Genomic DNA, 13,426 nt, shown 5'->3' with positions numbered 1-13,426 from the left:
GGTGGCCTTTTTTTATGTCCGAACGCAGAGCTGTTCAGCATCCACAATTCGATCGCGCCCAGTGTGCTTGGCTTCGTACAGCGCCTGATCGGCCTTTAGCAGCAAATCTTCAAGGGTATTACGGCTGTGTTTCTGCCAGGTACTCATGCCGATGCTTACCGTGATCGGCTGGTCATCCCCGGCCATGCGTGGCAAGTGCTGGACGCTCTGGCGGATACGCTCGGCAATCACCCACGCGCCCTTGGCATCGGTGTGGGGCAGTATTACCGCGAATTCTTCACCACCATAACGCGCCGCCAGATCGGCCGGGCGGCGGATATTGCTGTTGATCACCTGCGCCACGGTGCGCAGCGCATCATCCCCGCCTTGGTGGCCATGGCGGTCGTTGAAGGCTTTGAAGTGGTCCACGTCAATCATCAGCACCGTCAGCGGCTCGGTCGAGCGTTGTGCGCGGTCCCATTCCAGGCGCAGTCGCTCGTCCAGTGTGCGGCGGTTGGCCAGGCCGGTGAGGGCATCCGTACCTGCCAGTTCTGACAGCACCTGCTCGACCCGCTGGCGCCGTCGCAGCTCCATGCACAGCGCCCAGGTCAGCCACAACAGGCCAATGCATAACACCCCCGTCGCGAAGCTCACCAGCCACGCTGCGCGTCGCCATGGCGCAAATACTTCGTCGCTGGCCAACGCCACCGCGACGATCAACGGCAAATTGCCCACGCTCGAGAAACTGTAGAGCCGCCCTCGGTGGTCGACACTGGATACGCTGCGAAAATTGCCGTTCCGCTCGCGCAGCATGCGGGCCACATTGGGGCGCAGACTCAGGTCCTTGTTGATCATGTCCGCTTCCAGCAAAGGCTCTTGTGCCAGCAGGATGCCTTGATGGTTGAGCAGACTGATGGTGCTGCCCGTGCCGATATTCAGGCTGCTGAACAGTTGATGGAAGTACGAAAGGCGCATGGAGGCGACCGCCACCCCCTGAAAACGCCCGTCCGGTGATGAAACGCGGCGGCTGAACGCAATGCGCGATGGGTCTTCGCATTCACAACGGGCCATGAACGGGCGACTGATATACAGCCCTATGTCGGGATTGCTGCGATGAATCTGGAAATAGTCGCGGTCGGCGAAGTTGCCGGTCTTTGGCGTGAGCACGGACGAATCGGCAAGTACCTCGCCGCTTGGCCCCAGCAGCAGGATGTCGCCCTTGTACGGCGCTGCGTCGGAACGGTCGAACAGCACCAGATGCCGGATGCTTGCAGATACGCCCTGCAGGTCGGTGCGCTCGGTCGCGGCGATCAGGCCTTTGAGGGCCATGTCATAAAGCTCGACGTTGCGTAGCACATCGGCGTCGATCAACTGAGTGATGGTATTGGCGGTGCGCTTGGCCGTCTGCAGGGTGTTGGCGTGTTCACGAATCAACAGCGCGGTGACGATGCCCACGATCAGCAACACCGTGAGGGTGCTGCCCAGAATCAGCAGGCGCTCCGGACGGCGGGTAGGGCGGGCAGGGCTTGAGCTCATCGGATGTACTTCTGCTCTGAGGATGCCCTTAGCGTAGTAGCAACTCTGGAATATGGCGCAGCACAAAAATGTGGGAGTGGTGTGCTCCCACACTGGATCTGCACTGTCAGTCAGGCCCTGGTCAGAACACGTTGATCGGATAGTCGACAATCACCCGGTACTCATCGACATCCCGATCCACCGCCGAATAACCATCGCCCCCTCGGTGGGTCGCCCATTGCAGGCGCACCGCCAGGTCTTTGGCCTTGCCGTCTTGCACCACGTATTTCAGGTCGATATCGCGCTCCCAGTGCCTGGCGTTCTTGCCATCGGCGCTGTACCAGGCGCTGTAGCCACGGCTATTCGGGTCGACGGTGGTCAGGTCGGTCTTGCCGCTGATATACGACACGGCGGACGTCAGGCCGGGCAGGCCGAAACCAGCAAAATCATAGGCATACTTGAGCTTCCACGAACGCTCGTTGGGGCCGTTGAAGTCCGAGTACTGCTGGGAGTTGTCCAGGTACACGCTGTCGCCCTGGGTGATGTAGTCGAAGGGCGTGTTGCCGTTGACCCGCTGATACGCGGCGGTGACGCTGTGGTTGCCCACGCCTACGGTGACATGCAGGCTGTAGGTGTTGTTGTCGATATCGCCCAGCAGTGCCTGGCCGGTGTCCTGGGTGTGGTAGTAATGCAGGCCGGGGGTCAGGCTGACCAGGTCGTTGAGTGCATAGGTGTATTCAAGGTCGTAGTAATACTGGTGCCACACGTCCTTGAGCTCGGCGGCGTACAGGTTGCTGGTCAGCCCGGGAATACCGCTGAACGATGCGCCGGCCCAGTTCAGGTGCTGGCTGTCGGCGTTGGCCGGCAAGGCGCCGTAGCTGGTGCCGATGCGGCGGTGGCCGCTCTGGTTGTAGGGCTTGGTGAAACTCGCCTGGCCGCCTTCGAACATCCAGCCGTCGAGGCTGTGGTTGGTCAGGCTCGCGCCGCGAAATGTCTGGGGCAGCATGCGGGTCATGCCGCCGGCGATCACTGGGTTGTTGAGAAACAGGTCGCCGGCCTTCAACTCGGTATTGAACGCGCGCATTTTTAACGTGCCGCCAGCGGTGGAGAACGCGCCGGGCGCCTTGCCGTTGCCACTGCCATAAGGAAGGATGCTGGAGCCGTCGGTGCCGCCACCGCCGTCGAGTTTGAGGCCGAGCATGGCGTTGAGGTCCAGGCCGAAACCGAGCGTGCCTTGGGTGTAGCCGGATTCGAAGGTGCCGATAAAGCCTTGGCCCCATTCCTTGCTGTCATCGGTGTGAATGTCGCGACGGTCGCGGTTCATGTAGTAGTTGCGGGTGTTGACGGTGAGGTGCGAGCCCTCGATGAAACCTTCGGTGGGCGTGGCGTCTGCCGCGTGGGCAAGAGGAGCGATCGTTGCTGCGATTGCGAGGAATAACGGGGTAAACGTCAGCGAGTTCTTCACCGATGGAGCTCCTTTGGTCAATCATGAACGGCCAATGTCGTGGGGTGTGCCTGGCCTTTTTTCACGGCAAAAAAAAGCCGCTGAAGTCAGCGGCTTTAAGACAGATTCCCAGTGTAGAGCCCTGGAAATAAGTCGAGGGAAATTCGGGTGAGCGGGTTAGCTGCCTTTGCCGTCGCGCTCATCGATGCGTCAAAGTAACGCAGGCGAGCGGTGCGATACAGAGTGTAACAAGATAATGACTGTTGCCCAAACCGCAACAGTCATCGATGCGCTTGAGTCAGTTAGACGGGCAGGGTGATGCCAAACGTATTGCCACCGTGCTCGCTGCGCACGAACACATCGCCGCCATGCATCAGCGCAATCGCCTTGACGATCGCCAGCCCCAACCCGTGATTCGCCCCGCTGTTGCGGCGCGAGGCATCCACTCGATAGAAACGTTCGAACAGGCGTGGCAAGTGCTCGCCGGCAATTGCCTCGCCGGGGTTGGTCACACCGATCGCCACCTGTTGCGCCTGCACCTCAATGCGCACGTCGATGACCTGCCCCGGCGCGGTGTGTTGCACGGCGTTACTCAGCAGGTTGATCAACGCACGCCGCAGGTGAGCCTTTTCGATCTGTACCAGGGCATCACCGTGTACGCGTACTTCGACCTGGGCGTCTTCGAGGATGAAGTCCAGGTAGTCGAGGGTGGTCGCGACTTCATCGGCCAGGGAGCTTTCGATCAGCTTGGTGGCCTTGCTGCCCTGGTCGGCACTGGCGAGGAAGAGCATGTCGTTGATGATCGAACGCAGCCGTTCCAGCTCTTCCAGGTTCGATTGCAGTACTTCGAAATAATGCTCGGCCGAACGCCCGCGGGTCAGCGCGACCTGGGTCTGGCCGATCAGGTTGGTCAGTGGCGAGCGCAGTTCATGGGCCACGTCGGCATTGAACGATTCCAGGCGTGAGTAGGCGTGTTCGACGCGGTCGAGGGTGGCGTTGAACGAATTGACGAACTGGCTCAGTTCGGGCGGCAGCGGCGACAGTTGCAGGCGCCCGGAGAGTTTCGGCGGCGCGAGTTTTTGTGCTTCGGCCGAGAGTTTTTCCAATGGCTTGAGGCCGATGCGCGACACCCAGAAGCCCAGCAACGAGGCCATGACCACGCCGGCCAGCGCCAGGCTGATCAGTGCCACCAGCAGATGGTGCTGGGTGGTGCGGAAATTCTCGGTGTCGATGGCGATCATAAAACGCAGCGGTGGGCGTTGCTCCTTGGCGGCAAACTGGCTTACCAGCACCTTGAATGGGTAATCGTGGCCGGGCAGGCGCAGGTCGCGTTTACCGGTCGGGCCCTGGGCAAAGGCGCGAATCTGCGCATCCGGTTCACCGTATTCGTAACTCGGGTCGCTGCTGACCACCCAGAAGCGAATGCGCTTGTCTTCTTCGCCCAGCAGCTTGAGCTTGGCCTTTATCTTGACCCAATGCTCCGGCGTGCCGAAGCGGTTCACCGAGGATTCGAGGACGCTGTAGCGCGCATCCAGCTCGGCCCCCGGCAACAACCCCAGGCCACGGTCCACTTGCTGGTACAGCGCACCGCCGATCAGCACGAAGATCAGCAGCGCCACCAGCGTGAACATGCCGCTCAGGCGCAGGGCGATGGAGTTAGCCGGCACTGCGGTTCTCCAGCACGTAGCCCATGCCACGAATGGTGTGCAGCAGCTTGTGCTCGAACGGCCCATCGAGTTTGGCGCGCAGGCGCTTGATCGCCACTTCGACCACGTTGGCGTCGCTGTCGAAATTGATGTCCCAGACCATCTCGGCAATCGCCGTTTTGGACAGGATTTCCCCCTGGCGCCGCGCCAATACGCTGAGCAGCGAAAACTCCTTGGCGGTCAGGTCCAGGCGCACACCGTTGCGACTGGCCTTGCGGCTGATCAGGTCGATCCACAAGTCGGCAACCGTCACCTGCACCGGCTCATGGCCGCCGCTGCGCCGGGTCAACGCTTGCAGGCGCGCCACCAGTTCCAGGAAGGAAAACGGCTTGCCCAGGTAGTCGTCGGCGCCTTCGCGCAGGCCACGAATGCGGTCTTCCACGCGCTCGCGGGCGGTGAGCATGATCACCGGCGTCTGCTTGCGTGCACGCAAGGCGCGCAATACGCCAAAACCATCGAGTGCCGGCAGCATCACGTCGAGCACGATCACTGCGTAATCGTTCTCCAGCGCCATATGCAAACCCTCGACGCCTTCGCGCGCCACATCGACGGTGTAGCCTTGCTCCGTCAGGCCGCGGTGCAGGTAGTCCGCGGTTTTTTCTTCATCTTCAATAATCAGGACGCGCATGCCCGCCTCAGTGTGTGGTCGCCAGCGCCAACGCTGGTTTGGGCCTGTGGAAAAACCGTTCAAGGTACACGTATATGACCGGCGTGGTGAACAGCGTCAGCGCCTGGCTTACCAGCAAGCCACCGACCACCGCAATGCCCAGCGGTTGGCGCAGCTCCGCACCGGGGCCTGAGCCGAGCATCAACGGCACGGCGCCGAGCAAGGCGGCGAGGGTGGTCATGATGATCGGCCGGAACCGCGTGACGCAGGCTTCATAAATGGCCTCCTCCGGGCGCAGGCCGCGTACGCGCTGGGCCTCCAGGGCGAAGTCGATCATCAGGATGCCATTTTTCTTGACGATACCGATCAGCAGCACCAGGCCGATCAAGGCCATGATCGAAAAGTCCTGGCCCAGCAGCCACAGCATGATCAGCGCGCCCAGGCCCGCCGAGGGCAAGGTGGATATGATCGTCAGCGGGTGCACGAAGCTCTCGTACAGCACCCCCAGAATAATGTAGACCGCGACCAGTGCCGCAAGAATCAGCCACGGCTGGCTGGCCAGCGAACTCTGGAATGCCTGGGCCGCGCCCTGGAAGTTACCGATGATCGTACTGGGCATGCCGATATCGTTCTTGGCCTGGTTGAGCATGATCACTGCATCGCCCAGCGCCACGCCGGGCGCCAGATTGAACGACAGGTTGGCGGCGGGGAACATGCCGTCATGGCTGATGGACAACGGCCCCACGGTAGGCGGTTCGACCCTGGCCAGCGCCGACAGCGGCACCATTTCGTTGGTCAGCGGCGAGCGCAGGTAAAAGTAGTTCAGGCTCTCGGCCTTGCCGCGCTGTTGGCGGTCCAGTTCCAGCACCACTTGGTACTGGTTGATCTCGGTCTGGTACTCGTTGATCTGGCGCTGGCCGAAGGCGTCATACAGCGCCTGATCGACGTCGGTGGCGGTCAGGCCGAAACGCGCGGCGGCCTGGCGGTCGATGTTGATGTGCGTGATGCTGCCGCCCAGTTGCAGGTCGTTGGACAGGTCGCGAAAGGCCGGGTTGGTGCGCAGTTTTTCGGTGAGGCGCTGGGTCCAGGTGTTCAGTGTCAGGCCGTCGTTGCTCTTGAGCACATATTGGTACTGGGCGCGGCTGGGGCCGGAGCTCAAATTGATGTCCTGGCCGGCGCGCAGGTACAACACGATGCCCGGCACCTTCGCCAGTTGCGGGCGGATGCGATCGATGAACTGGCTGGCGGACACGTCGCGGTCGGCGCGGTCTTTCAAGGCAATCCAGAAGCGGCCGTTGGCGATGGTCTGGTTGCTGCCGGTGACGCCTACCGAGTGGGAGAAGGCTTGCACCGCCGGGTCAGCCTTGACGATGTCGGCCAGTGCCTTGTGCTTGGCGACCATGTCCGGGTACGACACATCGGCGGCCGCCTCGCTGGTGCCCAGCACAAAACCGGTGTCCTGTACCGGGAAGAACCCTTTTGGGATAAATACGTAGCCGACCACGGCCAGGGCCAGGGTCACCATGAAGATCGCCGCCATGCTGCGTTGATGGGCCAGGGCGCGGCGCAGGTTGCGCGCATAGCCGGCCAGCAGGCGGTCGCTGAAGGTGGGTTTGGCGTGGGCATGATGGGTTGGCGCACGCATGAACAGTGCGGCGAGAGTGGGAGCCAGGGTCAGTGAGACCACGACCGAAATCAGGATGGTCGAGGTGGCCGTCAGCGCAAATTCCTTGAACAGCCGCCCGACCACGCCGCCCATGAACAGCAGCGGAATGAATGCCGCCACCAGCGAGAAGCTGATGGACACCACGGTAAAACCGATTTCGCCCGAACCTTTGATCGCGGCTTCGCGCTTGCCCAGGCCGGCCTCCAGATGCCGGTGAATGTTCTCCACCACCACAATCGCATCGTCCACCACAAAGCCCACGGCAATCACGATGGCGACCAGGGTCAGGTTGTTCAAGCTGAAGCCCATCACATACATCAGCGCGAAACTGGCCACCAGCGACACACCGAGCACGGCAGACACAATCAACGTCGCCGACAGCTGACGCAGAAACAGCGCCATCACCGCCACCACCAGCAGGATGGCGATCAGCAGGGTCATTTCCACTTCATGCAGCGAGGCGCGGATGGTCTTGGTGCGGTCGCTCAACACGCTGACCTGCACCGAGGCCGGCAGCATTGCCTGCAGGCGTGGCAGTGCCTGCTGGATACGGTCGACGGTGTCGACGATATTCGCGCCCGGCTGGCGTGAAATCACCAGGTTGACCCCCGGCGTATCGCCGGACCAGGCCTGCACGTAGGCGTTTTCCGAACCGTTGATGACCTTGGCGACATCACGCAACTGCACCGGCGCGCCGTTCTTGTAGGACACAATCAGCTGGCCGTAGTCGTCGGGGTGAAACAGTTGATCGTTGGTTGACAGGGTCGACACGCTGTTGGCGCCGTAGATCGCACCTTTGGCCAGGTTCAGGCTCGACTGCTGGATGGTCAGGCGGATGTCCGCCAGCGTCAGGCCGACCGCCGCGAGTTTATCGGGGGATGCCTGCACGCGGATCGCCGGGCGTTGCTGGCCGGTGATGTTGATCTGGCCGACACCGTCGATCTGGCTGATCTGACGCGCCAGCAGGGTTTCCACGTAGTCGCTCAGTTCGGTGCTCGGCATGCTGGCGGAGCTGACGCTGAGGATCAGCACCGGGCTGTCGGCCGGGTTGACCTTCTTCCAGGTCGGCAGGCTCGGCATATCGCTGGGCAGCTTGCCGGAGGCGGTGTTGATCGCGGCCTGGACTTCCTGGGCGGCGGTGTCGATGCTTTTGTCCAGGGTGAATTGCAGGGTCAACAGGCTTGAGCCCAGCGCACTGCTGGAGGTCATCTGGGTCATGCCGGGGATGGCGCTGAACTGCACCTCCAGTGGCGTAGCCACCGAGGAGGCCATGGTGTCCGGGCTGGCGCCGGGCAGTTGGGCGGTGACCTGGATTGTCGGAAATTCCGCTTCCGGCAGTGGCGCGACGGACAGGCGCGGGAAGGCAATTATCCCCAGCAGCACCAAGGCAAATGTCAGCAGCAGGGTGGCGACCGGGTGATCGACGCACCAGGCCGAGGGCGAGCGACTGCCACTCATGGCTGCACCTTGACGTCAGCGGTCTGGATTATCGGTGGCGGTTCCTTGAGCACCTCCACCTGGGCACCGGCCTTGAGCCGCGACTGGCCATCGCTGACCAGCACGTCCCCGGCCTGCACGCCTGTGATGATGTTCACCTCGCTGTTCCGGTAGGTGACTTGCACGGGCACCACGTCTACGTGGTCGCCGTTGAGCCGGTACACGAAATGTGAGTCCAGGCCTCGCTGCACCACCGTCGGCGGTACCACCAGGGCGTTCTTGTCGACGGCGGTCTGGATCTTGATGGTCACCAGTTGCCCCGGCCACAGCGTGTGCGCGCTGTTCGGGAACTCGGCCTTGGCGCGCAGGGTGCCGGTGGTGGAACTGATCTGGTTGTCGATCAGGCTCAAATGGCCTTCACCCAACAGGTCCCCGGTCCGGCCGTCGGTATCGGCTCCCAGGTAGGCATCCACGCTGGCTTTTTCAGGGGCGGCAACCAAGCCTTGCAGGGTCGGCAGCATGTGCTGCGGCAGGGAGAACTCCACGGCGATGGGATCGATCTGGGTGACGGAGAACAACCCTTGGGTATCGCTCATACGCAGGAAGTTACCTTCATCCACCGTGCGAATGCCGACGCGACCACTGACGGGCGAGCGAATCTGGGTGTAGGAAAGCTGTACTTGAGCCGCATCGATCGCAGCCTGATCACCTCGGGCGGTAGCCTTGAGCTGGTCCACCAGGGCTTGTTGCTGGTCGTAGGTCTGCTTCGACACGCCGTCATCGACGCTCAGTTCCTTGTAGCGCTTGAGGTTGACCAGCGCCACTTGCAGCAGCGCCTGGCTCTGCCCCAGTTGGGCCTTGGCCTGCTCGAGGCCGGCACGGATCGAGCGGTCGTCGATGGTTGCCAGCAAGTCGCCGGCCTTCACCCGTTGGCCTTCCTTGACCAGCAACCGAGTGAGAATGCCGTCGATCTGTGGGCGGATCACCACGCTGTGCAACGACAGCACCGAGCCGATGCCGCTGACGAACCGAGGGACATCCTGTTGCGCCACGCTCACCACGCGTACCGCAATAGCGCTGGGTGCCGCCAGCCTGGCCTTGACGGGCCGAGTCAACGTCCAGGCCACCATTGCCAGAACCAGAAGGGCGCCCACCAGCAGGGCGGTGTTTCGTTTTATGTGCATAGGGATGGCGCCGGGCAAAGGATCAGAGGCGTGAAATGACCGTTATAGCCCTCTGATCGGGTCAGCACACTGACGGCTATCTGACAGCGCTGTCAGTTAAGCGGCGACCATTCGTACGACGGCGCTTAAAGATCCAGGGCGCGCAGGTATACTGCGCGCCAATGTGGCCCGCTTGCCGGGCCCGCTTCATCTTCTGCGCACCTCGGAGCACCCATGACTTCCCCGATCCAACCTCACGTTGAAGCGGTCGACAGCGTCGATTCGGTCGACGCCGACGGCGTTGAAAAAGCCGACATCCCCGCGTTCAAATTCCCCTTCAAACCGGGTGAGCTGGCTGGCGCCAAGCAGGCCGGCCAGCCGTGGTACAAGGGTGGCGCCAAGAATGGCCATACCAAGACGCCGGGCATGGCGCCGCCGGGTACGCGCCGTTCGATGGGTAAACGTTGAGTTGATGCTCATGCGCGGCATATAGGCAATTGCCTACAAATCGCGTTGATATTTCTACTTGTAGGTCCGCAACCGTTTCTTGAAAGCTTGCCCAGCATCGCCTGGCCCTGATCATCCGTATCGGGACATGGCGACGCCGCTCTCTCCGGAAAAGGACGTTTCTTGTGGCCCTGATACATCTCTGTGTGGCGCTTATCCTCCTGTTGTCGGTGCAGGCCGCGTTCGCCGCCGAGCCGCCGCGACGCGAAATCCGCTTCGCTGTTGCCGCGCATTTTCCGCCCTTTCAAAGCCGTGATCGGCAAGGGCGATTGGTGGGGCTCAATATCGAACTGGGCAACGCCCTGTGCGTGCAGCTCAATGTGCAATGCACCTGGGTCGACCAAGTGGTCATGGAAAACTTCCCCGCCCTCGACGCCAGGCAATTTGACGCGATCATGGGGATGGCACCGACCTTGAGTCGGCAGCAATGGGTCAACTTCAGCGATGACCTCTACCCGATCACCACCCGGCTGGTGGCACGCAGAAGTTCAGGCTTGAGCCCGAACAGGCGGTCACTCAAAGGTAAGCGGGTCGGGGTTTTGTTAAGGAGCAATCGCGAAGCCTTCGCCCTGGCGCAGTGGGCGCCGGCGGGTGTGATCATCCAGAGCTACTGGCTCAATGACCAACTGGTGCGCAGCCTGGTGGCGGGCGAGATCGATGCGACGCTGCAAGGTGCCGTGGAAATCCGAGAAGCGTTACTCGATAGGCCCGAAGGTATGGATTTCGCTTTTATGGGCTCCCCGGTGTCGTCCGACCTGTTGGGCGCGAGTGTCGCGATTGCACTGCGCAAAACCGATACGGTGTTGCGTACCGAACTCAACCACGCCCTTGAACAACTCAAGCAAAACGGCGAATACGAGCGCATCCTCCAGCCCTATCGCCTCGACCCAACGCCCATCAATCCCTCAAGCCTCAAGCCGCACGCAACGGGATAAACGCGTAGTTGGCCGGCACCTCGGTGGCAATCTGCGCCCCGGCGTCGAGCAGTTGTTCGGCGATCTCCATCCCGGATACATGAAACACCCACTCATTGGCCGTGATCGGCTGGGCCGTTGCCAGCCCAATGGCTTGAGCAAACGCATTCATATCCGGCAGGTAGGCCGTAAAGCCGTCGCCCTTGAGCGCGGTGGTACGGATCCCCAGCAACGCACACACAGCCTCCTTGGTCTGCACATCGTCACGGTCGGCCTGGCGCGAACGGCGGATCAGTTCAGCCAGTTCGGCATCCACCAACTCACCGCCGACGATCAACGCCGGCCCCTGTTCCCAGGACTCCGGTGGGCAATCTTTGGCGCTCGGGTTCAGCGGGATGTGCGGATTGATCTCCATCGGATAGATCCGGCACACCAGCGGGCGTCGTTCGTAGATGCCGCAGCGATTGTCTTCGTCAAGATTCCGGCAGCGCCCGGCGTTATAGGCGGCGAAGGTGATTGCCACAAATGCCTCGGTGTTGCCGCTGGGCACCACCACGGAACGGCGTTCGGCATGTTCACGCTGGTGCATGGGCAAACCCAGGCCACCGGCGAGGAAACCTTCGACCAGAACAATGACATTGCCGCCGTCCGCCGCCCAATGCCGGGCTTCGTCGAGGGTCAGGGGCACGTGGTGATCGGAGCAGCATTTGCCGCAACCAACGCAGGAGAAGTGAGTATTCATAGCAGATCTGTCACCAGGCAATGTCAGAGGACGAGCTTGAGCAGTGACGGGTTTTTACCTCTGTCCACCGCTTGGGCTTCTCTGGAAGCAAGTTATGCGCCAGTGAGCGTCAGTCCTCAGGCACCACGTCGCGTAGGACGAATCGCATGCCCGCGCTTTCATACAGCTGCCGCGCGCGCAGATTGCTCTCCAGCACCTTGAGATCCACATAGGGTTCGCCGCGCTGCTTGAATACGTGGAAGGCATGCAGCAACAACGCTCGGCCCAGCCCCTGGCCCTGAGCGCAGGGATGGACCGAGAGATTTTTGATAAAGGCGCTGGTCCAGCATTGGGCCACGCCGAGGACGCCATCGGCACTACTGGCCACCAGGCACAGTGAGGGGTCGAACTCGGCATCGGCCGCAAATTGCAGGCGCCATTGCTCAAGGCCCGCGACACGGCCACCGCCCTGATCCTGGGTCATGCGCAATACCGCGTGAATCGCCGAGGCCAGATCCTCGCGGTAATGATCCAGCTGCGTACCGGCCGGCCACTGCGGCGCCGGCAGGCTGCCGGTAAGGTCGCGTCGCAGCAGCAGGAAATACTCAGGCAAGGCTTACAGACCCTTTTGCGCCACGGATTGCGCAGCGATCACCAGGCACTTGGTCAACTCGGGGGACGAAAACTTGGTCAGCACCGAATCGGCGCCGGCCAGGCGGGCTTTCTCGCTGTTCATCGCGCTGTCCAGGGAGGTGTGCAGCAATATGTAGAGATGCTGGAAGTCCGGGGTTTCGCGCAAGGTGCGGGTGAGGGCGTAACCGTCCATCTCGGACATTTCGATGTCCGACACCACCACATTGATTTGTTCGCCGGTGCCTTGCAGCTCCAGCAGCACATCGATGGCCTCTTTGGCGCTGCGCGCGGTGTGACAGGTCAGGCCGAGATTGCGCAGGGTGTGCACCGATTGCTGCAACGCCACCTGGCTGTCGTCGACCACCAGGATGCGCGCATGGCCGAGCACTTCGGCTTCTTCCATGGTCAGGTCGGTCGGCGCGACTTCTATCGGCGCCGGGGCGATGCCATGGATGACTTTTTCGATATCCAGCACTTGCACCAGGCCGCCTTCCACCTGGGTCACCCCGGTAATAAACGCACGATTGCCGCCGGAGCCATAGGGCGGTGGGCGGATATCGGTGGTCAGGCAATGCACGATCTTGCTCACCGCCTGCACGTGCAAGCCCTGCTTGGAACGGCTGACATCGGTGACGATCAGGCAGCCACCGTTCGGGTCCAGCAACGGCATCTCGCCCAGGGCGCGGCTCAGGTCGATCACGGCCAACGAGTTACCGCGCAACGTGGCGATGCCTTTGACGTGAGGGTGCGACTCCGGCAGTTTGGTCAGCGGAGGGCAGGGGATGATTTCACTGACTTTCAGCAGGTTGATCGCCATCAGCTTGCCGCTGCGCAAGGTAAAGAGCAGAAGCGAAAGTGAGTCTGCGCGGGCTTTGGTGGTGGACATAAAAACCTTCTGTGGATCAAGGAAGACGATCTATACACCGTTATCGACCCTGGCCCCGAAAACTGTAGGGTGAGCGGCAGTGGCGAGGGAGCTTGCTCCCGCCGGGCTGCGAAGCGGCCCCAAAAAAGCCTGGGAGGCTGCGCACTCCGGCGCGAGCAAGCTCGCTCGCCACAACAGCTCGCTCCTGCAATGGGGCGTGTCAGCCGTTCCACACCTGTGGGTTCACCAGATCCTGCGGGCGTTGGCCG

General features: G+C 61.9%; 11 protein-coding genes. 2 read left to right on the top strand and 9 right to left on the bottom strand.

Features of this window, described 5'->3' with window-relative positions; genetic code table 11:
* Positions 1 to 12: 12 nt before the first annotated feature.
* The 6 genes from Q1V60_RS01590 to Q1V60_RS01565 all read right to left on the bottom strand — a co-directional run bounded on the left by Q1V60_RS01590 (position 13) and on the right by Q1V60_RS01565 (position 9,538).
* Entirely contained in the window at positions 13 to 1,515 is a 1,503-nt protein-coding gene (locus Q1V60_RS01590) for a diguanylate cyclase (protein ID WP_300626915.1), read from the bottom strand.
* 121 nt (positions 1,516 to 1,636) lie between these two features.
* Positions 1,637 to 2,959, bottom strand: coding sequence for an OprD family porin (locus tag Q1V60_RS01585; protein WP_300626914.1), 1,323 nt, complete (start codon positions 2,957 to 2,959; stop codon positions 1,637 to 1,639).
* A gap of 281 nt (positions 2,960 to 3,240) precedes the next feature.
* Positions 3,241 to 4,605, bottom strand: coding sequence for a heavy metal sensor histidine kinase (locus tag Q1V60_RS01580; protein ID WP_300626913.1), 1,365 nt, complete (start codon positions 4,603 to 4,605; stop codon positions 3,241 to 3,243).
* Positions 4,595 to 5,272: a heavy metal response regulator transcription factor gene (locus Q1V60_RS01575; RefSeq protein WP_300626912.1), complete on the bottom strand. Its 678-nt coding sequence runs from the start codon at positions 5,270 to 5,272 to the stop codon at positions 4,595 to 4,597. The genes Q1V60_RS01580 and Q1V60_RS01575 overlap by 11 nt, the downstream gene beginning before the upstream one ends.
* 7 nt (positions 5,273 to 5,279) lie before the next feature.
* A complete protein-coding gene (locus tag Q1V60_RS01570) occupies positions 5,280 to 8,375 on the bottom strand; it encodes a multidrug efflux RND transporter permease subunit (protein WP_300626911.1) in 3,096 nt (1,031 codons plus the stop codon).
* Positions 8,372 to 9,538, bottom strand: a complete 1,167-nt coding sequence (locus tag Q1V60_RS01565) for an efflux RND transporter periplasmic adaptor subunit (protein ID WP_300626910.1) — start codon at positions 9,536 to 9,538, stop codon at positions 8,372 to 8,374. The genes Q1V60_RS01570 and Q1V60_RS01565 overlap by 4 nt, the downstream gene beginning before the upstream one ends.
* A gap of 213 nt (positions 9,539 to 9,751) precedes the next feature.
* Here Q1V60_RS01565 and Q1V60_RS01560 point away from each other — a divergent pair, with 213 nt between their 5' ends.
* Positions 9,752 to 9,985, top strand: a complete 234-nt coding sequence (locus tag Q1V60_RS01560; RefSeq protein WP_300626909.1) for a hypothetical protein — start codon at positions 9,752 to 9,754, stop codon at positions 9,983 to 9,985.
* A 164-nt stretch (positions 9,986 to 10,149) separates the two neighbouring features.
* Positions 10,150 to 10,959, top strand: coding sequence for a transporter substrate-binding domain-containing protein (locus Q1V60_RS01555; protein ID WP_300626908.1), 810 nt, complete (start codon positions 10,150 to 10,152; stop codon positions 10,957 to 10,959).
* Here the strand turns inward: Q1V60_RS01555 and Q1V60_RS01550 are convergent.
* The 3 genes from Q1V60_RS01550 to Q1V60_RS01540 all read right to left on the bottom strand — a co-directional run bounded on the left by Q1V60_RS01550 (position 10,937) and on the right by Q1V60_RS01540 (position 13,178).
* Positions 10,937 to 11,680: a YkgJ family cysteine cluster protein gene (locus tag Q1V60_RS01550; RefSeq protein ID WP_300626907.1), complete on the bottom strand. Its 744-nt coding sequence runs from the start codon at positions 11,678 to 11,680 to the stop codon at positions 10,937 to 10,939. The genes Q1V60_RS01555 and Q1V60_RS01550 overlap by 23 nt on opposite strands.
* Before the next feature lie 109 nt (positions 11,681 to 11,789).
* Complete coding sequence (locus Q1V60_RS01545) at positions 11,790 to 12,272, bottom strand: GNAT family N-acetyltransferase (RefSeq protein ID WP_300626906.1); 483 nt, start codon at positions 12,270 to 12,272, stop codon at positions 11,790 to 11,792.
* 3 nt (positions 12,273 to 12,275) lie between these two features.
* Complete coding sequence (locus Q1V60_RS01540; protein WP_300626905.1) at positions 12,276 to 13,178, bottom strand: chemotaxis protein; 903 nt, start codon at positions 13,176 to 13,178, stop codon at positions 12,276 to 12,278.
* Positions 13,179 to 13,426 lie beyond the last annotated feature (248 nt).

Origin of the sequence: Pseudomonas sp. (assembly GCF_030147005.1) — a bacterium.
Classification (GTDB): Bacteria; Pseudomonadota; Gammaproteobacteria; order Pseudomonadales; family Pseudomonadaceae; genus Aquipseudomonas.
The sequence above is the reverse complement of the archived record's forward strand: the minus strand, read 5'-3'. Positions and strand labels throughout refer to the sequence as shown.

Bases quoted from the DNA above. Each gene is read 5' to 3' on its own strand.
- Q1V60_RS01550 (WP_300626907.1), bottom strand. From the start codon at position 11,680: ATGAATACTCACTTCTCCTGCGTTGGTTGCGGCAAATGCTGCTCCGAT.
- Q1V60_RS01590 (WP_300626915.1), bottom strand. From the start codon at position 1,515: ATGAGCTCAAGCCCTGCCCGCCCTACCCGCCGTCCGGAGCGCCTGCTG.
- Q1V60_RS01540 (WP_300626905.1), bottom strand. From the start codon at position 13,178: ATGTCCACCACCAAAGCCCGCGCAGACTCACTTTCGCTTCTGCTCTTT.
- Q1V60_RS01560 (WP_300626909.1), top strand. From the start codon at position 9,752: ATGACTTCCCCGATCCAACCTCACGTTGAAGCGGTCGACAGCGTCGAT.
- Q1V60_RS01575 (WP_300626912.1), bottom strand. From the start codon at position 5,272: ATGCGCGTCCTGATTATTGAAGATGAAGAAAAAACCGCGGACTACCTG.
- Q1V60_RS01570 (WP_300626911.1), bottom strand. From the start codon at position 8,375: ATGAGTGGCAGTCGCTCGCCCTCGGCCTGGTGCGTCGATCACCCGGTC.
- Q1V60_RS01565 (WP_300626910.1), bottom strand. From the start codon at position 9,538: ATGCACATAAAACGAAACACCGCCCTGCTGGTGGGCGCCCTTCTGGTT.